Origin of the sequence: Allohahella marinimesophila, from assembly GCF_039538005.1 — a bacterium.
GTDB classification, from domain to species: Bacteria; Pseudomonadota; Gammaproteobacteria; order Pseudomonadales; family Oleiphilaceae; genus Allohahella; species Allohahella marinimesophila.
This window is the reverse complement of sequence record NZ_BAABBO010000001.1, coordinates 724176-748475: the sequence shown is the minus strand read 5'-3', so window position 1 is coordinate 748475 and position 24300 is coordinate 724176. Positions and strand designations below refer to the sequence as shown.

Sequence of the window (24300 nt, the reverse complement as noted above, 5' to 3'; positions counted from 1 at the left end):
TACTACAGCAGCGCTTCGATCGGCGCTTTCAGTTTCTTCGGCTCGGTATTTGGCGGAAAACGGTTCACAACATTGCCTTCACGATCTACCAGGAACTTCGTGAAATTCCACTTTACGGCTTCCGACCCCAGCAAACCCTTGGCCTCTTTCTTGAGGTAAGCAAACAGGGGGTGCGTACTCTCCCCGTTGACGTCGATCTTGCTGAACATTGGGAAGCTGACGCCATAGTTCTTCTGGCAGAACTCCGCGATGTCCGAATCACCCTTCGGGTCCTGCTTCAGAAACTGGTTGCAGGGAAAGCCGAGAACGATCAGTCCCTTATCCTTATAGGTATCGTAAAGTTCCTCTAGGCCTTCAAACTGTGGCGTAAAGCCGCACTTGCTGGCCGTATTGACGATCAGAAGCACCTTGCCGGCAAACTCCTCCAGCGTTCTGTCCTGGCCCTTGATGTCCTTCGCAGAATATTCGTAGATTCCCATTCGCAATTCGCCTTCTGATGATGTGTTCATTCCATGGACCCGTCGGCGACGGTGTCGCCGCTCGGGACTGTCACGCTTGGCGGCAGCCAGATTGCCTCAGGATTTCGGCCTGAAATCGAGACTGGCCGAGTTGATGCAATAGCGTTCACCCGTCGGCTGAGGTCCGTCCGGAAACTTGTGCCCCAGATGGGCGCCGCAATTCTGACACAGCACCTCGGTCCTGACCATGCCGTGACTCACATCGCGGCTCTCGGCCACATGCGCTTCCACAGCAGGCTGCCAGAAGCTGGGCCAGCCTGAACCAGAATCGTATTTCTGCTCGCTGGAAAACAGTTCGACGCCGCAACAGGCGCAGTTGTATTCGCCACTGGCCTTGAGCCCGTTGTATTCGCCGCTGAAAGGCGGCTCGGTGCCACCCTGGCGCGTTATCCTGAAGGTGTTTTCGTCGAGGCGCTGGCGCCACTCTTCGTCTGTGAGTTTTGTGTGATCTTCGTGTGAGGACATACTCATCTACTCTCTGCTGGTCGATGCTAAACATCAGAATTGATGTATGCTTAAGGGCTTGTGACACCTACTCTTTACGGGGTAGCCACCAGATATTCCCACATAGGACGATGGATCCGATTCGATGATGTACCAGGTCAAGAAGTCAAACAAGCTTCAGAACGTATGCTACGACATTCGCGGCCAGGTGCTGCAGGAAGCAAAGCGGCTCGAAGAGGAAGGCGCACGTATTCTCAAGCTGAATATCGGCAACCCCGCCGTCTTCGGCTTTGACGTACCAGAAGAAATCCAGCAGGACGTGGTCTACAACATTTCCCAGGCCCAGGGTTATGTCGACTCCAAAGGCCTGTTTTCTGCGCGCAAGGCCGTGATGCACTACACGCAGCAGCGCCGCATTGCCAATGTCGACATTGAAGACATCTATCTCGGCAACGGCGTCAGCGAACTGATCGTGATGACCATGCAGGCCCTGCTCAACAGTGGAGACGAGGTACTGATTCCTGCACCGGACTATCCACTGTGGACCGCTGCCGTCACGCTATCTAGCGGAAAAGCGGTGCATTACCGCTGTGATGAAGAGGCAGACTGGTACCCGGACCTCGATGATATCAGGAGCAAGATCACGCCGAATACCCGTGCCATGGTCATCATCAACCCGAACAACCCAACAGGTGCGGTCTATGACGAGGCCATGCTCAAGGGCATGATCGAGATCGCCCGAGAACACCGCCTGGTGCTGCTGTCCGATGAAATTTATGACAAGGTGCTTTACGATGGCACGACTCACACTTCAACGGCCGCACTGTGCGACGATTTGCTGGTCATGACCTTCAACGGTCTCTCCAAGAACCATCGTGCTGCCGGATATCGAGCTGGCTGGCTTATTATCAGCGGCGCCAAGCACAAGGCAAGAGACTACATCGAAGGCCTCAACATCCTCAGTTCGATGCGGCTGTGCTCCAATGTGATGGCCCAACTCGCCATTCAGACAGCACTCGGTGGCTATCAGAGCATCGATGACCTGGTGGCGCCGGGTGGTCGGCTGTATGAGCAGCGGAAAGTCGCTTACGATGCCCTGACCTCCATTCCAGGCGTCACCTGCGTGAAGCCAAAGGGAGCCATGTACATGTTCCCGAAGCTGGATCCGAAGCGCTATCCCATTCTGGATGACGAACGGCTGGTCTACGACCTCCTGAGTCAACAGCAGATCCTGCTGGTTCAGGGCAGCGCCTTCAACATGGACGATACCCAGCATCTGCGCATCGTGTTCCTGCCAAGGGTGGATGAAGTCGCGGATGCCATTGGACGCATCGGACGCTTTCTCGCCGGCTACGAACAGCACTAGTCGCCATGGCAGATCTCCATATCGAGGAGTTTCACAAGCACTGCATCGCAGTGCTGCTCCAGCTCTACACAGTGTTCCCACGCAAGGCTACGGTTTTTGTCGAAGACATCATCGGTCCTGAAGAAAAGGATGAATTCGGTCTGAACAGTAACTTGCACCAGAGCTGTTTTGGCGCAATGATCTGGCTGGCTGATGAGGGCTACCTGCGTTACGAATCCACCATACGGCAGGAAGCCGTTGATCAGGCGGTGCTTACCCAGCACAGTTTCGCCAGACTGGCGAAGCTGGTACCTGAACGGGGCCAATCGGTGGCACACGTTCTCGAGCAGGCGCTCCGTCATGAGTCCAGTACTACCTTGTCACGGCTGTGCGAAGACTATCTGGTGCACGACTAGAAGGAGTGTTGAAAGGTGTTGAGAATTATCCTGTTCCTCGCTACAAACCTGGCCGTCGTGCTGGTTGCGAGCTTTACCCTGCGGCTGCTTGGTTTCGATTCATATCTGCAGCAAAGCGGTGGCGGCCTCAACCTGACGGCCCTGCTGGTGTTCTGCGCCGTTATTGGCTTCGGTGGCTCGCTCATTTCATTGTTCATCTCCAAGTGGATGGCAAAACGAAGCACCGGCACCCGTATTATCGAGACACCCGGTAATGGCACCGAGCAGTGGTTGATGGACACCGTCGCTGAGCTCGCAGAGCAGGCCGGCATCGACATGCCCGAGGTTGGGATCTTCCCTGCACAACAGGCCAATGCCTTTGCTACTGGCTGGAACAAGAACGCAGCGCTGGTGGCTGTAAGCCAGGGCCTGCTTTCCCGTTTCAGTCGAGAGGAAGCGAAGGCCGTCATGGCTCATGAAATCGGCCACGTCGCCAATGGCGATATGGTCACTCTCGCGCTTATTCAGGGTGTGGTGAATACCTTTGTTCTGTTCTTTGCCCGAATTATCGGCAGCATTGTCGACCGGGTGGTGTTCAGAAATGAAAGCGGGCATGGCATCGGCTTCTTTATCGCTACCATGTTTGCCGAAGTGGTGCTGGGCATCCTGGCTTCGATCATCGTGCTGTGGTTCTCGAGAAGACGTGAATTCAGGGCGGACGACTGGGGCGCAAGACTGGCCGGAACATCGGGTATGGTGGGCGCGCTCGAGCGGCTGAGAAGCGAGAGTGGTGTACCAAACCAGATGCCGGACAATTTACAGGCGTTTGGCATCAATGCGGGATACAAGGAAGGCCTGAAAAAGCTGTTCGCTACCCACCCCCCGTTGGAAGAGCGCATCATGGCGCTGCGAAGCCGAGCTAGCTGAACCGGCTCAGGAGTGTCCCGCTGCCAGATCCTGCTGCTCGTAAATAAAGCCAGTGAGCATGATCTTGGCGGCATCGGACAGTTCGACAAACTGCAAGCCGTACAGGTAACGGTTTACGTCGTCAGGATCATTCATGACCTGGCGCTGGCGGATGATGCAGCTGATTCTGAACTTCTTGCTGATGCCGCTGACGCTCAGATTGAAGCTCGTCCTGATCCGGTCGTCTGGATAGCCGATCGACACCCTCGACTTGAGACCTGCCCCGGTCCGGCTGAGGTCGCAGACGATACCAGTCTTTGGCCAGCCTTCCACAACACCGTCCTCTGCCGGGGTGATATCCGTCGGCAGCTCAATCTTCAGCCGCTGGGCATTTCGAACTTCGAGCGCCAGCAACTCTTCAGGCCAAGCCAGGTGAGCGTAAGCGAATGGATACAGGTGCGCTTCGATGATTCTGCTCTTGAAGGCGCAGACCTTGTTACGGGCGGCTGACCTGACCGTAAAGGGCTGGTCTTTCTTCAGGATAATCTGCCGACCGTCTGCCACCGGCATCTTGATCAGAATCGACTGCCCCTTGGAGAAACCCACCAGGCGCGTTGGATAGCGTGATTGCTGATCAGCCGATTCCAGGAACAGCGGATCTCCTATCGCGAGGCCGAGTTGATCGAAATCGATCTCGACATCCTTGCCCTGATACTGAGATGGTTTTTCCTGCTGCGCCATGTAATCTCTCGTTGATTCGACTCAGCCTGATCAGGCTGCCGTGAAAGCCTAGTCGATTCTGAAGCCAACTGCCTCAAGATAATCCTGTAGCACCGAGCGTCCACCCTTGAGACCCACCTTCACGCGATTGAAACTGCGTCGAATTCGGTAGTTGGACCGCAGACTGTCGAAATACTCGCCGCGCTTCTCTTCCGGCAAGTAGCGCCCATGGCGCAGCTTGTTGTAGTCACCCCTGATGTCGTAGCAGGCTCGAATCGCCGTATGCAATGCCCACTGAGGCTCTGCATCCCGGGAAAAATTCATCTTGCGCAGTGGCGGCTCAGGCAGGAACTGGCCAAGCTTGTGGCGTACAGGCAGGCCCAATGTATTCGACAGCGCCTCATAGACCTGCGCCGTGGCCATGCCCTTGCCGTCTAGTGAATGACCGGCGATATGCGGCGTAGCGAGACGACACAGCATCATCAGTTCGTAGTCGATATTCGGCTCGTTTTCGAAAACATCCAGCACCGCAAACAGCTCGTCGATGCGTTGCAGGCGCTGCTTGAGAGCCGCCTGATCGATAATCTGCCCCCGGCTGGTATTGATCAGGGTCTGGTGAGACTGCAGGGCCGCGAGCATGTCGGCGTCGAGCAGGCGCAAGGTCCGGTAAGGCCCTTCCTTGATCAGCGGCACATGCAGCGTAACGAAGTCGCAAGCCATTGCCTTTTCCATCGGCTCGTACACCGGCTGCGACGGCTGCCTGCCCTCGTCACGCCCCTTCGCTGCCATCGCCTGTTGAGCTTCCTGCTGGGCATCGTGCAGCGGTGGATCGCAGCGCACCACGGTGCACTCAAGCTCTTCAAGGATATCTGCCAGCATTCCGCCGACATGGCCACAACCAATGACGCCGACACTCACATCCTCAAAGCACTTGTCGCGCTCGTCCAGCACCACGGTCATGGCACTGAGCACATATTCCACGACAGCGCTGGCGTTGCAACCGGGTGAATTGGCGAACGGTATCCCCGCCTGCTTCAGCCAGTCGGTATCGATGTGATCGGTACCAACCGTGGCCGAGCCAACGAAGCTGACCGAAGTGCCTTCGAGAAGCGCCTGATTCACAGGGGTGATGGATCGAACCAGAAGAATGTCGGCATTGCGTTCAAGCAGGTCCTGCCGCGATATTCTTCTGCCAGGCAATTTGATGATATTGCCGATGCTGGCAAAGAAAGCCTCCAGCAGGGGCATGTTCTCATCAGCTACGATGGTGAGGCGCCGGTCTGCTTCGGCAGTCTGTGCCTGGGCGACAGTGTCCATTTATCGGCTCGCTTCTACGGTAATCTTCAGGGATTCCCCAACAGTGACTCGTCGGGATGAGTGAGTTCGAGCTTCTTGCCGAGATAGGCTTCCAGTTCCGGAATCATGAAGGAATCATCCTCACAGGCAAAGCTGATCGAGACGCCCGATGCCCCTGCCCGGCCAGTTCTGCCAATGCGATGCACGTAATCTTCCGGATCCTCGGGCAAATGGAAGTTGATGACGTGAGAAACGCCTTCAATGTGAATACCTCTACCAGCAACATCCGTGGCGACGAGTACGCGATACCGTCCGGCGCGAAATTGCTCGAGCGCCTTCTGTCTTCTGGCTTGCGGCAACTCACCTGAAATCATTTCTGCCGGAATGTTGTTCTTCGCCAGGGTCTCGTTCATGGCGCGTGTCTGATCCCTCCTGTTACAGAATACGATGACACGTGACAGCTCTTCGCTCTTCAGAAGGTTCACCAGCAAGTTGAGCTTCTGGCTGCTTTCAACCATATAGACCCGCTGCTCGACATTAGTGGCTGCCTGCAGGTTGTCAACCGCGAGCAATACCTCTGCAGGATCCTGGGTCCAGCGCCGGGCCAGCTCCATGATGTCCTCACTGAAGGTCGCACTGAACAACAATGTCTGCCGGCCTCTTGGAGTAAGCCGAACGATGCGTTTTACATCGGGGATGAAACCCATGTCCAGCATGCGATCAGCCTCGTCAAGCACCATGATCTCGACCTGGTCGAGGAAGAGGTCACGGCTGCTGATGTGGTCTATCAGACGACCAGGCGTGGCGATGACCAGATCAAGGGCCTCTTCGCGCAGACGCTTCCTGAAACGGTCGACCTGTGTACCGCCAATCAGCGTCACGATATTGAGATTGATGCCCCGGCTGAGCTGGCGCGCATCCTTCTCGATCTGCAGGGCCAGTTCCCGTGTTGGCGCGATGACCACGGCGCGGGGCTCACTGGCAAAGCGGTCCTCGAGCGCTATCGGGCGGCTCAGTATTCGCTCCAGAATGGTCAGCAGAAAGGCTGCTGTCTTGCCCGTGCCGGTTTGCGCCTGACCAATCAGGTCCTGACCGGTCAAGGTGACAGGTAGCGTTTGAGCCTGAATTGGCGTGCAGTGACTGAAATTCATCCGCGCGAGCGCACTCTGCAGCGCCGGATTCAGCGCGAGCTGGCTGAACGCCACCTCACTGGTCTTGACGCCGACGGCTTCGTCCGCAGCCTTGCCCGCCTGAGGAGCTGAAGGCGAAACGGGGATTTGCCCATCCGCCATGTCATCGGATGCCATCTCGACTTCAGTCATCGTCTCGTCGGCGTCTCCTGCGGTGGCCTCACGCGCTGCAGCTGCGTTTTCCGACTGCTCGACGTGGGCCCTGGAGCGCTCGGCAGCATGTTCTTCTGCACGCACGTCTGAGTCGACCGACACATTGGCTTCGTCGTCCCAGTCTGGCGCATCCGGGAAACCAGCGCTGTCATCGATGCGTGGCGCGCCGTCCTGAGAGGCGCTCGTGCTTGAGGTGCTGTCAGCCTGCTCACCAGCAGCCTGTTCACCGCCTACTTCCGGCACTGTCTGCGCAGCCTGCGGTCGTCCAGCAGTCTCCCTTCCAACCGGGCTGTCATCGATGGCTTGCGCCGCTGTCTTGTGATCGTTTGTATCTGTCAAAAGGCCTGTCTCTGCTTGCTGGCTTGGCTTGATAGGAAGGTAGTGTCGGACGCCTGGAGGGCTGCTTTTCTATATGCGCCGAAGGACGGCTGCATTCACTACCTCTGATAGTGGTGGTAATGTACGCCAGCCCTACCCGTGCTGCAAGCCGGGGTAATGTCAATAGGGACCTGTAACCGGATGTCAGGATTGTGTTGATTTTCGTCATTATGACAGGATCGTCAACCTTTGCGGGCCCAGCCTCGTGTATTCTGACGCCGGTGAAAGCTCGGTCTGGCGCTGCCTGTGACGTTTCGGGGTCTCGGCAGCGACGCAATAAAACTGGTGGATTGCGCATACATGGTCATGCTGAAAAACATTCTTGGTGTTATGGCCCTGCTGCTCACGCTGAGTCAGCCTGCGCTTGCCGTGGCGCCATTCTCCACTGGCTCGGACAGCGCTTCACCAGCTTTCTCCGCAGCACCGTCGGAGTTTCTTCCGCCACAGGAGGCCTTCAGGCTTCGAACCAGTGTCGACGGCGAACAGCTCAGGGCAGAATGGGACATTGCGCCTGATTATTATCTCTACAAAGACAGATTTGCCATCAGCTTCACGGCGCCCGATCTCGCCCATCTCGAACCCCAAATCGGTTTTTCTGCCGAGGGCGAACCCAAGGAAGATGAGTACTTTGGTCTTGTGGAGGTATTTTACGAAAAGGCTGTCCTGACCGTAGACATTCGCCCCGCCCTCGACATACTGGCAGCGAAAGCACAGACAGCCCGGTCTGAAATAGAACTGGCCGTCACTTATCAGGGCTGCGCCGAAGCGGGCCTGTGTTATCCGCCTCAGACTGAAAAAGCGCTGTACATGGCGGACTCAGGACCTGATTCTGCTGCGAGCGTAGTCAACGGCTCGCCAGGGCCTGGTGGCTCAGGCGGCATCGATACCGAATCGGCGAGTTCACTTGCCAGCATATTGTTGTCGGAAGGTACGCTGTTCAACCTTGGCTTGTTCTTCCTCCTCGGCATCGGTCTGGCGTTTACTCCTTGCGTCTTCCCGATGATACCGATTCTATCCAGCATCATTGCTGGTCAGCAGCAAAGGCCATCCACCCCGAGGGCATTCATGCTATCGCTCAGCTACGTGCTCGGTATGGCCGTGACCTATGCCATCGCCGGCGTAGTCGTTGGCTATTTCGGTGCGGCTGCGAATATCCAGAGCGCCATGCAGAATCCCTTCGTGCTCTCGGTATTCAGTGTCATCTTTGTTGTGCTGGCACTGGCGATGTTTGGTCTTTTCGAGCTGCAGCTACCAGCCTTCCTGCGTGACCGCCTGAACTCGGTCTCACAGAAGCAAAGCGGTGGGCATCTTGCCGGCGTTGCTGGCATGGGCGCTGTTTCAGCTCTGGTGGTTTCCCCCTGTGTCACCGCACCGCTGACCGGGGTCCTCATTTATATCAGCACAACCCAGAATGCGCTGTATGGCGGACTCGTACTGCTGGTACTGGCCCTGGGCATGGGCTTACCCCTGTTGCTCCTCGGTACTGGCGGAGGACGTCTGCTCCCCAAGGCTGGCGCCTGGATGAACCGAGTCAAGGCTGTGTTTGGCATCATGTTGCTTGGCGTGGCAGTCTGGCTTCTGGAGCGCATCCTGCCGGGCGCTGCCACTCTGGCGCTATGGGGCGTGCTGGCAGGGGTCTCCGCCGTCTACCTCGGCGCCTTCGACACGCTGCCTGCACAGGAACAGGGTTCTGGTGTCTTTCGCCTGCGAAAGGGGCTCGGCCTTGTTCTTTTCATCTATGCCGTCACCCTGCTCCTGGGCGCAGCGGCGGGCAGTAGCAATCCTTTCAGCCCACTCGAGCGCTTCGCACTGAATAGCCGTTCACTCGATGCTGGGGGTGCTCTGTCGTTGGCGGCGCCCGTCGAGCCTGTCGACACCAGTAAAGCCTATTCGTTCAGAGTCGTGAAAACCCTTGCAGAGCTCGACGAAGCGCTCGCGACAGCTGTCCGAAATGGTCAGCCAGCCATGCTGGACTTCTATGCGGACTGGTGCATCAGCTGCAAGGTGATGGAGCGTCAGGTATTCCCCCATCCCAATGTGAGCAGCAAGCTACAGGCCTTTGCCCTCATCAAGGCTGATATCACCGATAATGACGTCGAGCACAAGGCCATGCTGGACCGCTTCCGATTGTTCGGACCGCCGGCGCTGCTATTTTTCAGCAGCCAGGGGCGCGAGCTGGAAAATCAGCGGATTGTTGGCGAAATTGGACTGGCCGCGTTCAGTCAGCATCTGGCTGATGTGCTACTGACCAATCGCGAATTGACAGCAAGCCGCTGAGCTCAGGTGTTTGACCCCAGCCTGATCACGTAATGAAATTCGTTCTCTTCCTGCTGAATGTGCGACTCGCACAACTCATGTCCCAGGAACAGGCAGAACTTGGGAATATCCCGCTGTGTCGCCGGGTCAGTTGCACGAACCAGAATGGTATCGCCAGGTTGAAGTGTACGTATAAGTTCATGCAGCTTCATGACTGGTTCGGGACAATACATTCCCCTGAGGTCCATGTTGCAGGTATAGATTGCCCCGGTATCGTCCATTTTTCGTTCTCTGTCGCTTCCGGTGTCGAGGTCGGTTAAACTTTCAGCAGAACCACCACAACTACAAATAGCATCTTCTGGATGCATCTTCGCAGCTGTAATGCATCCGCTTTGATTTATATCAGTATAGCGAGAGTCGTTCTTTGCGACTATTGTTCACCTGAATCGGCGACCATGCCTACCGGCGCTCTGCTCATTTTTTAGGTTGACTCACCCAGAGTGCGAACCTAGTATGCGAGCCGTTTCAAGCAGCCCCACCCATCCAGTGGCGCTTGCGGCTACCTCGGACAACATTCAGGAATCCCGGTAACACCGTAATTCAATATCCAGCGTGGTAAGAGAATGACTACTGCAGTGAGCAATGAAACCTACAACTACAAGGTCGTTCGCCAATTCGCGATCATGACCGTCGTCTGGGGCATCGTCGGCATGACGGTGGGCGTGTTGATAGCCTCCCAGCTTGTGTGGCCAGAATTGAATACTTCACTACCCTACTTCCACTTCGGTCGTCTGCGTCCCTTGCATACCAACGCCGTCATCTTCGCCTTTGGCGGCTGTGCACTCTTTGCCACATCCTACTATGTCGTGCAGCGCACTTCACAGGCGCGACTGTTCTCTGACGGGCTAGCCAGCTTTACCTTTTGGGGCTATCAGGCTGTCATCGTGGCCGCAGTCATTACCTTGCCTCTCGGTTACACCTCAAGCAAGGAATACGCTGAGCTCGAATGGCCCATCGATATACTGTTGGCTATCGTCTGGATCAGTTACGCGGTCGTGTTCTTCGGTACCGTGGTCAAGCGAAAGATGAAGCATATCTATGTCGCCAACTGGTTCTTTGGCGCATTCATCCTGATGGTAGCCATTCTGCACATCGGCAATAGCATGGCGGTGCCTGTGGGCCCGCTGAAGTCCTATTCGATCTACCCTGGCGCGATCGATGCGATGGTCCAGTGGTGGTACGGCCACAATGCAGTCGGCTTTTTCCTGACCGCAGGCTTTCTCGGCATCATGTATTACTTCGTGCCAAAGCAGGCCGAACGCCCTATCTACAGCTATCGCCTGTCGATCGTGCACTTCTGGGCGCTGATCAGTATTTACGTCTGGGCCGGAGCGCATCACCTTCACTACAGCGCCCTGCCAGACTGGGCCCAGGGCGCAGGCATGGTCATGTCACTGATACTGCTGGCGCCGTCATGGGGCGGCATGATCAACGGCATGATGACCCTCTCTGGCGCCTGGCACAAGCTGCGCACAGACCCGATCCTACGCTTCCTGGTCGTGTCCCTTTCTTTTTACGGCATGTCGACGTTTGAAGGTCCCATGATGTCGATCAAGACAGTCAACGCGCTCTCGCATAATACTGACTGGACAATTGGACACGTGCACTCCGGCGCCCTTGGCTGGGTTGCCATGATTTCGATCGGCGCGCTGTATCATCTCCTGCCACGTCTTTATGGCCTGAAGGAAATGTACTCAGTCAACCTGATCAACGTGCACTTCTGGCTCTCGACCATCGGCACTGTGCTCTACATCGCAGCCATGTGGGTGAACGGCATCATGCAGGGTCTCATGTGGGGCGCTACCAACGATGATGGCACGCTGACCTACAGTTTCGTGCAGTCGGTCGATGCCAGTTACTACGGCTATGTGATCAGGGCGCTCGGCGGCCTCATCTTCCTGAGCGGCATGTTCGTGATGGCCTATAACCTCTACCGTACTGTGCGTCAGGAAAAAGCCGTCAGTCTGGACAGCGTAGCGCAGGCTGCCTGAAGACATTAGCTGGAGAGTATTGACTGATGAAACATGAAGTTGTTGAAACCAACCTAGGGCTGATGATTCCACTCATCATCCTGGTGGTGAGCTTTGGTGGTCTGGCGGAAATCGTTCCACTGTTCTTCCAGAAATCGGTGACTGAACCAATCGAAGGCCTGACACCACTCACAGCAGTCCAGCTGGAAGGGCGTGATATTTATATCCGTGAAGGATGCCACGTCTGTCACACACAGATGATCCGGCCTTTCCGTTCAGAAACGGAGCGATACGGCCCCTATTCTGTGGCGGGCGAGTTCGTGTACGACCATCCCTTTCTCTGGGGTTCGAAGCGTACCGGTCCAGACCTGGCACGCGTTGGTAACAAGTACAGCGACGCCTGGCAGCGCGCACACCTCTACAACCCCAGAGATGTGGTGCCGGAGTCGAATATGCCGGCCTTCCCATGGCTGTTCTCGCAAAAGCTCGATGCCAGTCAGACCGCCGCGAAGATGACGGGGCTGCGTCGTGTGGGCGTACCCTATGCCGATGAGGACATTGCCGGCGCGGCTGAGGCCGTAGAAGGCAAGTATGAAATCGAGGCCCTCGTAGAGTACCTGCAGCAGCTGGGTACTGTCCGAAGCGGCCGTGAGCGAGGGTAATACTGATGGACTCAGGCACGCTTCGAGGCATATTTACGCTTGTTCTCATGGCCACCTTCATCGCACTGATTTTCTGGGCATTCAGCAGAAAGCGCGCGAAACAGTTCGACGAAGCCGCCAACCTTCCTTTCGCGGACGAGGAAAAAGACCGTGAAACTCTACAGAAACAACAGGATTAATGGGCTATGAGTACCTTTTGGTCTGTATGGATATCAGTCATCGTTCTGGGTTCTATTCTTGGCTGCGCCTGGCTTATTCTGGCGACACGCAAAGGCGAACGCTTCAAGGACTCTACCGAGGAGACGACCGGACACAGCTTCGATGGCATTGAGGAATATGACAATCCGATGCCAATGTGGTGGCTGAAGCTGTTCTGGCTCACCATCATTTTCGGCATCATCTATCTCATCATCTATCCGGGGCTGGGCACGTTCAAGGGCGTAGCTGGCTGGACTTCACACGGCCAATGGAGCGATGAGATCGTGGCTGCGGATCAGAAATACGCGCCGCTCTACGCTGAACTGGCCGCTCAGGACCCCGAGCAGCTGATGAACGATGAGGAAGCGCTTGGCATCGGTCAGCGCCTGTTTGCCAACAACTGCTCCGTCTGTCATGGCTCTGGCGGGCGAGGTAATGTCGGTTTCCCGAATCTTACGGATGACGAGTGGCTGTATGGCGGTTCGCACGAGAAGATTCTCGAGACATTGCTGAACGGTCGTCAGGCGCTGATGCCAGCATGGCAGGATGCTCTTGGCGCTGAGGGCATCACGCAGGTAGCCCATTACGTCCGTTCGCTGAGTGGGCAGAAAAATGTGGATGAGACCCTTGCCCAGGCCGGAGCCGCAAAATTTCAGCAGAACTGCGTGGTATGTCATGGTGCCAACGGCGAAGGCAACGAGGCCTTTGGTGCACCAAGCCTGAGCGACAGTATCTGGCTGTACGGCGGCACCCAGAATATAGTGGAAATGACTTTGCGCTATGGCCGCAAAGGCAGGATGCCGAACTTCGAAGAAGTTCTCGGCGAGGACAGGCTGTATGTTCTGGCCGCCTACGTAAAAAGCTTATCTCAGCAAAAATAAAGACAAAGCTCAGGTAGATAAGCCTCGAATGTCCCGCGGCACTGCAGCCTCTGTTGCAGTGCCGCTGACGATTCACTGCATGTGAGAGGCCTATGTCAGATCGAATTCCGGTTACCCAGATAGACCCAAAGGCAGCGGGTGCCTCGCTTCACGCTGATTCAAGACGTGACCTGGAAACAACCGATCTATACGAAAAGCGCAAGAAGATCTATGTCAAGAAAGTGCTCGGCTTCTTCCAGAGAATCCGGACCTTCACGCTGTACTTTTTTCTTGGCGCCTACTTCCTGACCTGCTGGGTCAGCATCGACGGACAGCAACTCGTTCACTTCGATCTTCCTGAGCGACAGTTTCATATTTTCGGTGCAACGTTCTGGCCACAGGATTTCACTCTCCTTGCTGCCATGCTCATCATCGCAGCGTTTGGTCTGTTCTTTGTGACTACCCTCTTCGGCCGCGTGTGGTGTGGCTACACCTGTCCGCAGACAGTCTGGACCTTCATTTTCATGTGGCTGGAAGAGAAATTCCAGGGCAGCCGCAATGCCCGCATGAAGCTGGACCAGCAGGCCTGGTCAAAAGAGAAAGTCGTCAAGAAGGGACTCACTCACGCCAGCTGGCTGCTCGTCGCCCTCGCCACAGGAATGACTTTTGTCGGCTATTTCTATCCCATCCGAGATCTCGTGCCGGATTTCTTCACTTTCTCGGTTGTCAGCGGATGGGCCTATTTCTGGATAGCGTTCTTCACGATAGCCACTTATCTCAACGCCGGCTGGCTGAGAGAGCAGGTCTGCATCTATATGTGTCCATACGCTCGCTTCCAGTCGGTCATGTTTGACCAGGACACCCTGACTGTGGCCTATGATCCAGAGCGGGGGGAGCCTCGCAGTGGCCGGAAGAAGTCTGTCGACCACAAGGCCGTCGGCCTGGGTGATTGCATAGACTGTGGCATGTGTGTTCAGGTCTGCCCCACTGGCATCGACATTCGCGACGGCCTGCAATACGAGTGTATTGGCTGCGCCAAGTGCATCGATGCCTGCGACAACATCATGGACAGAATGGGTTACGACCCTGGGCTGATTCGATACGCTACCGAACGCGAACTCAATGGCAAGCCATCCCGCTTGCTGCGAGCTCGAACTATCGGCTATGGGGTGGCCCTGACTGCAATGATCGCGTTTTTCGCCTACTTTATTCTGAATCGATCCGATCTTGTTCTGGATGTGCTACGCGACAGGGGGGCGCTATACAATACGGCGCCAAGCGGTTTCATTGAAAACTCGTACCTACTGCAGATCTCGAACAAGACAGATGTCGAGCGGACCTTCCAGGTTGAAGTCACCGGCGCTCTCGACTTCCAGATCAGCGGCAAGACAACGATCACCGTAGCCCCGGCGGCCGTCGCTTCACTACCGGTCGCAGTAGAAGTCGACCCCGAAACCATTCAGCAGAGTAACTACGAACTCGAGTTCACGCTCGTACCTGATGACATGACAAGCCAGGCAGTGCACACACAGAGCACCTTCCTTGGTCCCATAGCACGCTGACGATCAGTAGTGCTGCCACGAGCCCCTTTGAGTATTCAAGCCATGCCCCAGCAAGAACCGTCGTCCAGCCGTCCCACAGCGGATGCAGTGGAGTCCCGTCCCTGGTACAAGGAGAAGTGGGTATGGTTACTCATCGCAATTCCCTCCTCCTCGGTCGTTTTCGGCATCATCATGCTGACGCTGGCGATTCGGAGCGACACCGCACTGGTCAGCGACGACTACTACAAGGAGGGACTTGCCATCAACCAGACCATGGCGCGTGAGAGAGTAGCGGAAACCCTCGGGCTGAGTGGCACGATGACTCTGGATGACAGCAGCGGTCAGCTCAGTATCGTTTTGGATAGCAGCATCAGCAGTTCGGCTGAAGGTCAGCGGCTCGGTCATATCCCTACCCCACCGGCCCTCGTGCTCGAAGTGGCCCACCCCACGAAGGCAGATCAGGACGCATTCATTCAGCTCTACCCCTCACAGGTTGGTGATGGCAGCTACGGTAGCTATGAGAGCGTCGTAAGCCCGGAAGTCCTTCAGACACTCGGTGGCCGCCGCTATTTTAGCTTGACCGACTCGGCAAATACCTGGCGAATCAGGGCAGAAGGTGATCTGGCGCAAGAGGACTCAGTGGCACTTGGCCAAGCATCCGACTGACACCTGCTTTCACTGCCATAACCCGATTGCGCCAGGCGTCGTCATTGCCGTCCAGCGGGCGGCCGATACGGTCGATCATGTTTGCTGCTATGGCTGCAAGGCCGTTGCTGAACTGATTCTTGGCCAGGGCCTTGGACGTTTCTATCAGTATCTGGACACGCCACTGCCTCGCCCGGACGAGATGTCCGATTCGGAGGATGCGGCGCTCTCGGTCTATGACCGGGACGACCTGCTGGCAGAACTGGCCGAGTCTCGCAGTGTAAAGGCGCCCGACGGGACGTCCAGGACGCTGCACAGCATTCGGCTCAGCCTTCGTGGCATCACCTGCGCAGCCTGCGTCTGGCTGATCGAGAACGCTCTGCGGACCGAGTCGGGGGTTGATAGCTGTCTGGTTAACCTGAGTACGCACGAGGCACAGCTCGAGTGGTATCAGGCGGATATTCCCTTGAGCACATTACTGAGTCGTTTACGACGGTTGGGGTATGAAGCCACTCCCCTGACAGCCGAGGCACATGAGGCCGAGCTACAGAAGAGCCAGCGCACGGATCTGCTGCGCATCGGCATCGCCGGCATTGGTGCCATGCAGGCCATGATGCTGGCGATTCCGACCTATTTCGGGCTGCTCGATGTCAGCGGCGAAACCATGCTGACCTTCTTTCGTATGGCCAGTTTGCTGATTGCCACACCAGTTGTCTTCTTTTCCGCACAGCCCTTCTTTGCCGGTGCAAAGCGCAGTCTGATCAACACAGTCAGAATGCGTCAGATTCAGCAGTTGACGATGGAGGTGCCAGTCGCGCTGGCGATGGCACTGGCCTATGGCGCAAGCCTGTGGATTACCTGGCAGGGCGGTGACGAGGTCTATTTCGATTCAGTTTGCATGTTTACCTTCTTCCTGTTGCTGGGCCGCTTTTTCGAGCATCGTGCCCGACTGAAGATGGTTCATGAATCAGCCCGCTTGTCGCAGCAACGCTTTGTATTGTACGAACGCCTTGATCCGGTCACCCTGCATGTTCAGGATCAGGTGCTGGTGCGCGACATGCAGGTTGGCGATGTGATCAGGCTTGGAAGCGGTCAACTCATTCCTTTTGACGGCGACATCTGCCGAATCGACAGTCACCATGCTCAAAGTTATCACGTCAATGAAGCTGCGCTGACCGGCGAGTTCAGACCGCAGCGGAAGTATCCGGGCGATACGGTATTGAGCGGCTCGGTCGTCGTCGACACGCCTGTGCCAGCGCGCGTCATCAGGGTCGGTGGTGAGAGTTTCCTCTCGACAGTCGATCGTCTCGTCAACAGAGCCCTAGCCGAGCGCCCGGCTGTAGCTCGCCTGGCTGACAGGATTGGCGGCAGCTTCGTCTTTGGCGTGCTGGTCGTGACCACGCTGGTGTTTGCATTCTGGTATCAGCACGATCCGGGCTCACCTCAACGGGCTTTTGAAATTGCCCTCTCGGTGCTTGTGGTGACCTGCCCTTGTGCACTGGCATTGGCTACGCCGACTGCTCTTACAACAGCCACGAATGCGCTGCGGCGACTGGGGCTCATCGTGACTCGAGGTCATACCATAGAGACTATGGCCCGCGTCGATACCACTGTCTTCGACAAGACCGGCACGCTGACTTTCGGCCATCTTTCGCTTCGGAACGAGGTCAACCCGTCGCGTCTGCAACTCGCGGCGGACCTGGCCGACCATTCCGAGCATCCGGTGTCTCGAGCACTGGCAAAGGCAGCTGAGGGGATGACCAGCGGCGTGCAGCGACAGCATTCGCGATTTGAATCGGTACGGGTGGTACCGGGGGCCGGCGTCGAAGGCCAGCTAGACGGCATCGTCTACCGACTCGGCAACGCTGCTTTCATATCTGAACTACTTGTCGGACATGCGTTCGGAGACAGTGACGATGAGCACACCGAAGCCTGGTTCGTCAGTGCTTCTCCCACACCAGAGCTTACCCGATTCGAATTCGATGATGAGATCCGGCCTGAAAGTCGGCAGATCATCAGCAGCCTGAGGAATACGCTCGATCAGGACTGCCGAATGATGTCCGGAGACCGACCAGGTCCCGTTCATAGAGTGGCTGAAGCGCTCGGAATCGAGGAGGCGCTCGCCAGCTGCTCACCGGATGACAAGCTTAGAGCCGTTCAGGGCCTGCAGCAGGACAGAGTGGTGGCGATGATTGGCGACGGCATCAACGATCTGCCAGCCATGGCGGCAGCCCATGTCTCTATCGCGATGCATGAGGCCAGCGACCTGGCCCAGGTCAAAGCTGATGCTTTGCTCGGCGCAGGTCGTCTGGGCGTCCTGCCCGATGCGTTCGCTCATGCGCGAAAGACGCTGAAAATCATACGGCAGAACCTGGGCTGGGCTCTGGGTTATAATGCGCTTGCATTGCCGCTGGCAGTGGCTGGCCTGATTCCGCCCTGGGCCGCGGCCATTGGCATGTCCCTGAGTTCGCTCATTGTCCTGTTCAATGCCATGCGACTGAATCGAATTTCACCAGCCTGAGGCCGTCATGGAAATTGTACTCGTTCTCATCCCACTATCGTTGATACTGCTGAGCGTGGCAGTTCTGATCTTTCGCTGGGCCGTACGTAACGGCCAGTACGACGACCTGGAAGGGCCGGCACATCGCATCCTGTTCGATGACGATCTCGCGGAGACTCCGGACAAGACAGCTAGCGAGAGCAGGGCTGAATCCGGCAGGGCGTCTGATAAGGACTCCTCAGCCTGATGTGGACGCCGCTCATCGCTGTCGGGATCGGCCTGCTGGGCAGCACCCACTGTCTGGCCATGTGTGGCGGTATTGCCGGTGCCCAATCGCTGTCGAGCAAGCAAAGCGGCGGCGCTAGCCCAGGCGCGAGGATAGATCTCGCGCCGGTCGTACTCTTCAACTTCAGCCGTCTGCTCAGCTATGCCCTGCTCGGCCTGATCTTTGGCACTATTGGATCGGTGCTTGTCATCAATATGCCGGTGCTGATTCTGCTACGGACCTTTGCCGGGCTGCTGCTGATCGCCATGGGCCTGTATGTGGGCCAGTGGTGGTACGGTTTGGTCTCGCTTGAACGCATCGGTAGCCGACTATTTCAACCGGTGCAGCGCGCCCAGAAAATCACGGCACGCCCCTGTGGCGAAGCTACCGAATCTCGTCAGGGCGCCAGATCTCTCTGGCAGATCATTGCAGCAGGCATGCTGTGGGGGTTGTTGCCTTGCGGGCTTGTTTATAGCGCACTGGCCTGGTCATTCAGCCAGGCAGACGGTCCACAGGCTGCCTTGTTGATGTTCTGCTTCGGCCTCGGAACACTTCCGAGCATGATTTCAGCAGGTCTGCTGGCCTACCACGTCCGTCGCATACTGGGCCGTCGAGACGTTCGCAAGGCCGCAGGCTGTCTACTGGTCATTTATGGAATCTGGACCATCCCACTCGGTGCCATCATCCGCATGTTCGCCTCGACCCATGCCTGAACCCGCTATCATCTATCTACTACAGACGCCGTGTACGGACTTCACGACGCTGCGATCCGAACTCGGTGCGTTTCATGAGCATCCTTTGGATATTCGAGAGATCGACAGTCTTCGAAGACTCGCAGACATCATCGCGAGCTCCAGTTCCGAAGCTGCCCTGCGCGCCGCCACCTCATCATGGCAGCGCAGTCTGCTCGTGTGCTGGCGCATCAGCAAACGCAGCCTTCGTGAACAGTGTCAGGCACGGTTTAGAGCCTGCTTCAGTGGGCAGGACGAAGCCAAGGCACTGCAGGATATTCTCGCGGCGCTGCCATGGCAGGATGATGTCGACGTACTCACATCGGCTCGGGCGCTGTTGCAGGCTTATCAGCTGGGGCGACTCGACCAGAACGACCTTGTCCAGCGACTGGCCAAGCTGGCAGTCGAACTCGACCGACTCTATCGTCAGGCTATCGCAACTGCCGACAAAAGGGGTTTCGCGCTGATTCAGATGCCTGAAACGACTGATCCTGCACAGGCGGCCACCATGCTGGTAGAGAGGCTAAGGATGAATTCAGGTCACAGCTTCGAGCCCATCCGACAACATTTTTCCCAGCGCATCTACGCGAGCGACAAGGGCCGCCTGCGACGGGATCTGATCCTCGAGGATGTGCAAGCGATTGTAGGTGGAAGGTCTGAGCGAATGCAGGTGCTCGATGTGGGTTGTGGCGAAGCGCCGATCAGCCGTCGCTTACTGCGCTCGACCAGGCGACTGGTGCTGATCGAACCGTCAGCCAGCATGCTGGACACCGCCATTGCCAATATGACGCGGGCACTAGCGGCGCAGCCTGGACAAGAGACCCCGGAGATCAAGGCGGTCAATGACTTTGCGCAAGCAGCCATCGATACGATAGGTGGACAATTCGACCTGATTCTTGCTCACGCGATCATCGAATGGACCGACGCACCGCTCACACTGCTCAGTCAGATCTGTGACAGACTCGCACCAGGTGGTCGACTCTCCCTGGCAGTATATAACGAGCACGGCTTGCGTTTCAGACGACTGATACGCGGCCATTATGAAGCGCTGCCGGCACGGCCGCGTCCCTTCGGCGGAGGGCTGACGCCAGTGTACCCGCTTACGCCGGATGAGATCGCAGCCTGGTGCGGGCTCAACGGTTTTCGCATTGAAACCCTGCGCGGCCTCCGCTGTTTCGCTGATTATCAACAGGGGCATTTGCAGTCGGCTCCGTCAGGCGAGGCTAACCCTCCGGGATCACCGGAGGCTGCGGACCCGGAAGCTGAATCATCGGATACCGAACAAGACTTTGCTACAGCCCTTGCGCGATACCAGAGGCTTCTGGCCGCCGAGCGCGAAGTCTCATTGCAGGATCCCTTCCGCCAACTTGCGCGCTACCTGCATATCGTAATTCGCCGGGCAGAGGCCTGAAGCGCCGGGCGGACTCCAGGCCGCTCTCAACCAGCGTTTGAGAAGGTGTCACAATCCTCCACACGACCACTGTCGAAGCCGCGTCTGAACCAGTCCATCCTTTGCTGCGAAGTACCGTGGGTGAAGCTTTCGGGGACGATGTAACCCTGACTGCGTTTTTGCAGGCGGTCGTCGCCAACAGCACTGGCTGCACTAAGACCTTCTTCAAGATCGCCATCCTCCAGCAAAGCACGCTTCTGCTCTGCGGAATGCGCCCAGATACCGGCGAAGCAGTCAGCCTGCAGCTCCTGCCTCACCGAGAGCGCATTGATCTCAGCTTCGGATCGACCCCGCCCCTGCGCTTGCACCTGAGCAGAAATGCCCAGCAGTGTCTGCACATGATGACCGACCTCATGCGCAATCACGTAGGCCTGCGCAAAATCACCCGGCGCACCATAGCGCTGACCCAGATCGTCGAAGAAACTCAGATCCAGATAGACCTTTCGATCCGCAGGACAATAGAAGGGCCCCATCGCCGCCTGCGCAAATCCGCAGGCCGAGCGGACCGAATCAGAAAACAGCACCAGGCGCGGCTCTTCGTAGCTGCCGCCCCCGCTGTCGAACACGGCATGCCAGGTGGTTTCCGTATCACCCAGTACCGCAGCAATAAACTGTGATTTCTCATCGGTCAGCTGCTCTGGTGCGGTGGGGGCGGACTGCTCGCTCGATTGCGACGCTCCGGGGTCGAGCAAGGTGCCAATCACCGCAGGATCGACTCCGAAGTACATGGCTACCAGAATCAATACGACGGAACCAAGCCCGCCACCAAGCAGACGCCTGCCACCGGAACTACGCCCACGCCTATCTTCGACATTGCGGCTACTCCGCAGTTTTCTCCATTTCATGCCTGTCCGCCCGCTTCACCTGTTGTTGCTTCAGGTACGACCATACGTGTCTTCGAAGCGAACGATATCATCTTCGCCGAGATAGCTGCCTGACTGTACTTCGATCAACTCGAGCGTGATGACGCCGGGATTTTCCAGCCGATGGGTGACACCCAGCGGAATATAGGTACTTTCATTTTCACTCAGCAGCATGTCCTCGCCATCGCGACTGACCAGTGCAGTGCCGCTGACGACCACCCAATGTTCAGCCCGATGATGATGCTTCTGCAATGACAGGCGCCCACCTGGCTTGACCTGAATGCGCTTGACCTGGAAGCGCTCTCCCAATGCAATGCCCTCATAGGTGCCCCAAGGCCGATGAACCTTCTTGTGGAAGCGATGCTCATCGCGCGCCTTGGCTCGCACCTGCGCCACCAGCTTCTTTACATCCTGGACCCGGTCCATAGCAGCCACGAGCACGACATCGTCTGTTTCGACCACGACATGATCCTGAAGCCCTATTGCGGCAATCAGCCGCCCCTCGGAATGCAGGTAGCAACCACTGACGTCTTCGGTGATAACATCGCCGCGAGCGACGTTGCCATGTGCATCCTTGCCCTGCATCTCATAAAGCGCAGACCAGGAGCCGACGTCGCTCCAGCCTGCGTCGAGCGGCACGACTACGGCCGAGTCGGTCTGTTCCATCACGGCGTAGTCAATCGAATCATCCGGACAGGCATTGAAACGAGCTTCGTCCACCCGGAGAAAATCCAGGTCACGTGTCTTCCCGGCAAAAGCCGCCTGACAGGCCTCATGGATTTTCGGGCGAAATGTCTTCAGTTCCTCCAGAAAGCGCTTGGCCTGGAAAACGAACATGCCACTGTTCCAGAGATACTCGCCAGAGGCTACATAGCGCTCTGCCGTTGCCTGGTCAGGCTTTTCCACAAACTCGGTCACAGGCATCGGGCTGGTGTCATCGGCTGCCCGGCCCTCGGCTCTGGCGGAACGGATATAGCCGTAGCCGGTATGAGGGCTGTCTGGGACGATGCCGAAGGTGACCATGGCGCCTGTCTTCGCGGCCTCCACTGCGGTGGCGACCGCCGCCACAAAGGTTTCGGTTCCAGTAATGACGTGATCCGCCGGCAATACGAGCAGGATGGCTTCCGGGTCCGATTCCAGTGCTTCAAAAGCGGCCAGCGCTATGGCGGGTGCGGTATTTCGTGCACTCGGCTCGAGGATGATGGCATTGCCACCGTTGCTCGCCTTGAGACCCGCGTTCTGCAAGGTCGCCGCGACCAGAAAGCGATGCTCTTCGTTACTGACGACCAGCAGCCGGTCGGCCTCGAGCTTTCCGATTCGCGCAATCGTTTCAGCCAGGAGCGATCCCGCCTGGGTGAGGCTCAGGAACTGCTTGGGAAAAGCCTCTCTGGAAAGCGGCCACAGGCGGGTGCCAGACCCGCCGCATAAAATGACACTGGTTAACATCCTTTGATCCTGTCGAAGTGTTCTGGCACCTACGGCGCCGGTCAATCTGGTCAGTAAGTCTACAACACTCTGAGCAACTCTGCCGTAGCCCGGAGAGTCTGCTACAAATACTGATACCGTGAGTTCGGACAAGATCCTAGACTAGTCAGTTCCAATGGAATGCGTAAAATGGAGACCGGAGTGCCGGCACAAGCTACATCGACTCAACAACTGAACTCGCGACGCCAGAATTCGCAGTTCTACAAAGCCATATTTGCCACGGCCTTTCTGGGCCTGCTGGCCATGTTCGGTAATGAAAACGAAGCGACCTCGCCTGAAGTGCTGATGGTAGATACCAGCGAAGCAGATTACAATCAGGCCGAATTGCGCGAGACCAGCGAGTGGTTGTCAGTTGAAAAATTCAACCCGGACTTCGCACTCGAGCCGGTCAGAATCCTGACCAGCACATTCAGGGCGCCCTGAGGGCGCCGACACAATCAGGCACGCTCTACCCTTTCGCTGTTACTCTCACTACTGCCTTCCCTACCAGCTTTCGCTCCGCCATATTCTCGATAGCCTTAGGCGCATCCTCGAAATCGTAGATCTCGTTTACCTTCGGCTTGAGTTGACCGTCGTTCAGCCAGACGCCCAGCTGCTTGAAGTTCGCGAAGTTTTCCTGCGGAAACTTCTGTGCAAACGCACCCCAGAACACGCCGACCAGCTGGCAGCCTTTCAGGAGAGTAAGGTTCGCAGGGACTTTGGGAATCTCACCACTGGCGAAGCCGATGACCAGGTGACGGCCATTCCAGCCCAGAGATCGCAGTGCAGTTTCCGTCTTGTCGCCGCCTACAGGATCATAGACGACATCGATGGGATCATTCTTGGAAATGGCCTTGAGCGCATCCCTGAAATCTTCACGACCGTAGTTGAGAAACTGGTCGGCACCGGCAGCCTTGGCTGCTTCGAGTTTCTCATCGCTGCTGGCAGCTGCAATGACATATGCACCCATAGCCTTGGCGATTTCGACAGCGGCAAGACCGACGCCGCCGCCAGCGCCAAGAACCAATACCCGCTCTTCCGGCTGCAAATCTGCTCGCTGCTTCAGTGCATGCATCGAGGTACCGTAAGTCATCATGAACCCGGCAGCAGTCACATCGTCCAGACTCTCCGGCGTCGGCACGATATTGGATGCGCCGACCACGACCTTTTCTGCAAAACCGCCCCAGCCGGTCAGGGCCATCACCCGGTCACCGACCTTGAAGCCTTCGACCTGCTCACCCACTTCCAGCACGCGTCCGCTGATTTCACCGCCCGGGCTGAAGGGCAGCGTCGGTTTGAACTGATAGTTACCTTCGATAATGAGGGTGTCGGGAAAATTGAGACCGGCTGCGGCGACTTCTATCAGCACACCCTTGGCATTCAATTTTGGATCGGCGGTCTCTTCGATGACGAGATTGCTCGCAGGTCCGAGCGTCTTACATAGAACGGCTTTCATGAATCACTGTGCTCCTCGTGTTTTTGTTAACTGA

At 57.0% G+C, this 24300-nt stretch carries 24 protein-coding genes; 15 read left to right on the top strand and 9 right to left on the bottom strand.

The window, feature by feature from the left end; genetic code table 11:
• Nucleotides 1-2: 2 nt before the first annotated feature.
• Nucleotides 3-479 carry a glutathione peroxidase gene (locus ABD735_RS03340; RefSeq protein ID WP_344803798.1) on the bottom strand — a complete coding sequence of 159 codons (477 nt, stop codon included), beginning with the start codon at nt 477-479 and terminating at the stop codon, nt 3-5.
• Nucleotides 480-575: 96 nt separating this feature from the next.
• Entirely contained in the window at nt 576-989 is a 414-nt protein-coding gene (gene msrB / locus ABD735_RS03335) for a peptide-methionine (R)-S-oxide reductase MsrB (protein WP_425548559.1), read from the bottom strand.
• A gap of 121 nt (nt 990-1110) precedes the next feature.
• Between msrB and ABD735_RS03330 the strand changes: the two genes are divergently transcribed.
• Genes ABD735_RS03330 through htpX form a run of 3 tightly spaced genes read left to right on the top strand, consistent with a single transcriptional unit; the run spans nt 1111 to nt 3629 of the window.
• On the top strand, nt 1111-2328 hold the full coding sequence (locus tag ABD735_RS03330) for a pyridoxal phosphate-dependent aminotransferase (protein ID WP_344803794.1): 1218 nt from the start codon (nt 1111-1113) through the stop codon (nt 2326-2328).
• Nucleotides 2329-2333: 5 nt separating this feature from the next.
• Nucleotides 2334-2723: a hypothetical protein gene (locus ABD735_RS03325; protein ID WP_344803258.1), complete on the top strand. Its 390-nt coding sequence runs from the start codon at nt 2334-2336 to the stop codon at nt 2721-2723.
• A 15-nt stretch (nt 2724-2738) separates the two neighbouring features.
• On the top strand, nt 2739-3629 hold the full coding sequence (gene htpX, locus ABD735_RS03320) for a protease HtpX (protein WP_344803256.1): 891 nt from the start codon (nt 2739-2741) through the stop codon (nt 3627-3629).
• Nucleotides 3630-3635: 6 nt separating this feature from the next.
• Here the strand turns inward: htpX and ABD735_RS03315 are convergent, their stop codons facing one another.
• The 3 genes from ABD735_RS03315 to ABD735_RS03305 are packed head-to-tail and all read right to left on the bottom strand — an operon-like array spanning nt 3636 to nt 7306.
• A complete protein-coding gene (locus ABD735_RS03315) occupies nt 3636-4349 on the bottom strand; it encodes a flagellar brake protein (RefSeq protein WP_344803254.1) in 714 nt (237 codons plus the stop codon).
• A 48-nt stretch (nt 4350-4397) separates the two neighbouring features.
• The gene (locus tag ABD735_RS03310) at nt 4398-5645 is read right to left on the bottom strand and encodes a 4-phosphoerythronate dehydrogenase (protein WP_344803252.1); all 1248 of its coding nucleotides are present in this window, start codon (nt 5643-5645) and stop codon (nt 4398-4400) included.
• A gap of 26 nt (nt 5646-5671) precedes the next feature.
• Nucleotides 5672-7306: a DEAD/DEAH box helicase gene (locus tag ABD735_RS03305; RefSeq protein ID WP_344803250.1), complete on the bottom strand. Its 1635-nt coding sequence runs from the start codon at nt 7304-7306 to the stop codon at nt 5672-5674.
• A gap of 339 nt (nt 7307-7645) precedes the next feature.
• Between ABD735_RS03305 and dsbD the strand changes: the two genes are divergently transcribed.
• Complete coding sequence (gene dsbD / locus ABD735_RS03300) at nt 7646-9622, top strand: protein-disulfide reductase DsbD (protein ID WP_344803248.1); 1977 nt, start codon at nt 7646-7648, stop codon at nt 9620-9622.
• 2 nt (nt 9623-9624) lie between these two features.
• On the opposite strand, the gene tusA is transcribed toward dsbD, so the two are convergent.
• Nucleotides 9625-9882 carry a sulfurtransferase TusA gene (gene tusA / locus ABD735_RS03295; protein WP_344803246.1) on the bottom strand — a complete coding sequence of 86 codons (258 nt, stop codon included), beginning with the start codon at nt 9880-9882 and terminating at the stop codon, nt 9625-9627.
• A 342-nt stretch (nt 9883-10224) separates the two neighbouring features.
• On the opposite strand from tusA, the gene ccoN reads away from it, so the two are divergent.
• The 10 genes from ccoN to ABD735_RS03245 all read left to right on the top strand — a co-directional run bounded on the left by ccoN (nt 10225) and on the right by ABD735_RS03245 (nt 20444).
• Nucleotides 10225-11652 carry a cytochrome-c oxidase, cbb3-type subunit I gene (gene ccoN / locus ABD735_RS03290; protein WP_344803244.1) on the top strand — a complete coding sequence of 476 codons (1428 nt, stop codon included), beginning with the start codon at nt 10225-10227 and terminating at the stop codon, nt 11650-11652.
• A 26-nt stretch (nt 11653-11678) separates the two neighbouring features.
• Entirely contained in the window at nt 11679-12293 is a 615-nt protein-coding gene (gene ccoO, locus ABD735_RS03285) for a cytochrome-c oxidase, cbb3-type subunit II (protein WP_344803242.1), read from the top strand.
• A gap of 5 nt (nt 12294-12298) precedes the next feature.
• Nucleotides 12299-12472: a cbb3-type cytochrome oxidase subunit 3 gene (locus ABD735_RS03280; protein ID WP_344803241.1), complete on the top strand. Its 174-nt coding sequence runs from the start codon at nt 12299-12301 to the stop codon at nt 12470-12472.
• 6 nt (nt 12473-12478) lie between these two features.
• Nucleotides 12479-13372: a cytochrome-c oxidase, cbb3-type subunit III gene (ccoP, locus tag ABD735_RS03275; protein WP_344803239.1), complete on the top strand. Its 894-nt coding sequence runs from the start codon at nt 12479-12481 to the stop codon at nt 13370-13372.
• Between the two features lie 92 nt (nt 13373-13464).
• On the top strand, nt 13465-14913 hold the full coding sequence (ccoG, locus tag ABD735_RS03270) for a cytochrome c oxidase accessory protein CcoG (protein WP_344803237.1): 1449 nt from the start codon (nt 13465-13467) through the stop codon (nt 14911-14913).
• Nucleotides 14914-14955: 42 nt separating this feature from the next.
• Entirely contained in the window at nt 14956-15558 is a 603-nt protein-coding gene (locus tag ABD735_RS03265; RefSeq protein ID WP_344803235.1) for a FixH family protein, read from the top strand.
• The gene (locus tag ABD735_RS03260) at nt 15539-18058 is read left to right on the top strand and encodes a heavy metal translocating P-type ATPase (protein ID WP_344803233.1); all 2520 of its coding nucleotides are present in this window, start codon (nt 15539-15541) and stop codon (nt 18056-18058) included. The genes ABD735_RS03265 and ABD735_RS03260 overlap by 20 nt, the downstream gene beginning before the upstream one ends.
• A gap of 7 nt (nt 18059-18065) precedes the next feature.
• Nucleotides 18066-18284: a cbb3-type cytochrome oxidase assembly protein CcoS gene (gene ccoS, locus ABD735_RS03255; RefSeq protein ID WP_344803231.1), complete on the top strand. Its 219-nt coding sequence runs from the start codon at nt 18066-18068 to the stop codon at nt 18282-18284.
• On the top strand, nt 18284-19015 hold the full coding sequence (locus tag ABD735_RS03250) for a sulfite exporter TauE/SafE family protein (protein WP_344803229.1): 732 nt from the start codon (nt 18284-18286) through the stop codon (nt 19013-19015). Before ccoS ends, ABD735_RS03250 begins: the two co-directional genes overlap by 1 nt.
• A complete protein-coding gene (locus ABD735_RS03245) occupies nt 19008-20444 on the top strand; it encodes a methyltransferase domain-containing protein (RefSeq protein ID WP_344803227.1) in 1437 nt (478 codons plus the stop codon). The genes ABD735_RS03250 and ABD735_RS03245 overlap by 8 nt, the downstream gene beginning before the upstream one ends.
• A gap of 26 nt (nt 20445-20470) precedes the next feature.
• Here the strand turns inward: ABD735_RS03245 and ypfJ are convergent, their stop codons facing one another.
• Together ypfJ and ABD735_RS03235 are read right to left on the bottom strand one after the other, a co-directional pair.
• Complete coding sequence (ypfJ, locus tag ABD735_RS03240) at nt 20471-21328, bottom strand: KPN_02809 family neutral zinc metallopeptidase (RefSeq protein ID WP_344803225.1); 858 nt, start codon at nt 21326-21328, stop codon at nt 20471-20473.
• Between the two features lie 30 nt (nt 21329-21358).
• Complete coding sequence (locus tag ABD735_RS03235) at nt 21359-22792, bottom strand: mannose-1-phosphate guanylyltransferase/mannose-6-phosphate isomerase (protein ID WP_344803223.1); 1434 nt, start codon at nt 22790-22792, stop codon at nt 21359-21361.
• Between the two features lie 180 nt (nt 22793-22972).
• On the opposite strand from ABD735_RS03235, the gene ABD735_RS03230 reads away from it, so the two are divergent.
• Nucleotides 22973-23254, top strand: a complete 282-nt coding sequence (locus ABD735_RS03230; RefSeq protein ID WP_344803221.1) for a hypothetical protein — start codon at nt 22973-22975, stop codon at nt 23252-23254.
• Nucleotides 23255-23279: 25 nt separating this feature from the next.
• On the opposite strand, the gene ABD735_RS03225 is transcribed toward ABD735_RS03230, so the two are convergent.
• Nucleotides 23280-24266 carry an NADPH:quinone oxidoreductase family protein gene (locus ABD735_RS03225; protein ID WP_344803219.1) on the bottom strand — a complete coding sequence of 329 codons (987 nt, stop codon included), beginning with the start codon at nt 24264-24266 and terminating at the stop codon, nt 23280-23282.
• Nucleotides 24267-24300 lie beyond the last annotated feature (34 nt).

Excerpts from the sequence above, each read along its gene's own strand:
- ABD735_RS03340 (WP_344803798.1), bottom strand. The coding sequence starts at position 479 with ATGGGAATCTACGAATATTCTGCGAAGGACATCAAGGGCCAGGACAGA.
- msrB (WP_425548559.1), bottom strand. The coding sequence starts at position 989 with ATGAGTATGTCCTCACACGAAGATCACACAAAACTCACAGACGAAGAG.
- ABD735_RS03330 (WP_344803794.1), top strand. The coding sequence starts at position 1,111 with ATGTACCAGGTCAAGAAGTCAAACAAGCTTCAGAACGTATGCTACGAC.
- ABD735_RS03325 (WP_344803258.1), top strand. The coding sequence starts at position 2,334 with ATGGCAGATCTCCATATCGAGGAGTTTCACAAGCACTGCATCGCAGTG.
- ABD735_RS03315 (WP_344803254.1), bottom strand. The coding sequence starts at position 4,349 with ATGGCGCAGCAGGAAAAACCATCTCAGTATCAGGGCAAGGATGTCGAG.
- ABD735_RS03310 (WP_344803252.1), bottom strand. The coding sequence starts at position 5,645 with ATGGACACTGTCGCCCAGGCACAGACTGCCGAAGCAGACCGGCGCCTC.
- dsbD (WP_344803248.1), top strand. The coding sequence starts at position 7,646 with ATGGTCATGCTGAAAAACATTCTTGGTGTTATGGCCCTGCTGCTCACG.
- tusA (WP_344803246.1), bottom strand. The coding sequence starts at position 9,882 with ATGGACGATACCGGGGCAATCTATACCTGCAACATGGACCTCAGGGGA.
- ccoN (WP_344803244.1), top strand. The coding sequence starts at position 10,225 with ATGACTACTGCAGTGAGCAATGAAACCTACAACTACAAGGTCGTTCGC.
- ccoO (WP_344803242.1), top strand. The coding sequence starts at position 11,679 with ATGAAACATGAAGTTGTTGAAACCAACCTAGGGCTGATGATTCCACTC.
- ABD735_RS03280 (WP_344803241.1), top strand. The coding sequence starts at position 12,299 with ATGGACTCAGGCACGCTTCGAGGCATATTTACGCTTGTTCTCATGGCC.
- ccoP (WP_344803239.1), top strand. The coding sequence starts at position 12,479 with ATGAGTACCTTTTGGTCTGTATGGATATCAGTCATCGTTCTGGGTTCT.
- ccoG (WP_344803237.1), top strand. The coding sequence starts at position 13,465 with ATGTCAGATCGAATTCCGGTTACCCAGATAGACCCAAAGGCAGCGGGT.
- ABD735_RS03265 (WP_344803235.1), top strand. The coding sequence starts at position 14,956 with ATGCCCCAGCAAGAACCGTCGTCCAGCCGTCCCACAGCGGATGCAGTG.
- ccoS (WP_344803231.1), top strand. The coding sequence starts at position 18,066 with ATGGAAATTGTACTCGTTCTCATCCCACTATCGTTGATACTGCTGAGC.
- ABD735_RS03250 (WP_344803229.1), top strand. The coding sequence starts at position 18,284 with ATGTGGACGCCGCTCATCGCTGTCGGGATCGGCCTGCTGGGCAGCACC.
- ABD735_RS03245 (WP_344803227.1), top strand. The coding sequence starts at position 19,008 with ATGCCTGAACCCGCTATCATCTATCTACTACAGACGCCGTGTACGGAC.
- ypfJ (WP_344803225.1), bottom strand. The coding sequence starts at position 21,328 with ATGAAATGGAGAAAACTGCGGAGTAGCCGCAATGTCGAAGATAGGCGT.
- ABD735_RS03235 (WP_344803223.1), bottom strand. The coding sequence starts at position 22,792 with ATGTTAACCAGTGTCATTTTATGCGGCGGGTCTGGCACCCGCCTGTGG.
- ABD735_RS03225 (WP_344803219.1), bottom strand. The coding sequence starts at position 24,266 with ATGAAAGCCGTTCTATGTAAGACGCTCGGACCTGCGAGCAATCTCGTC.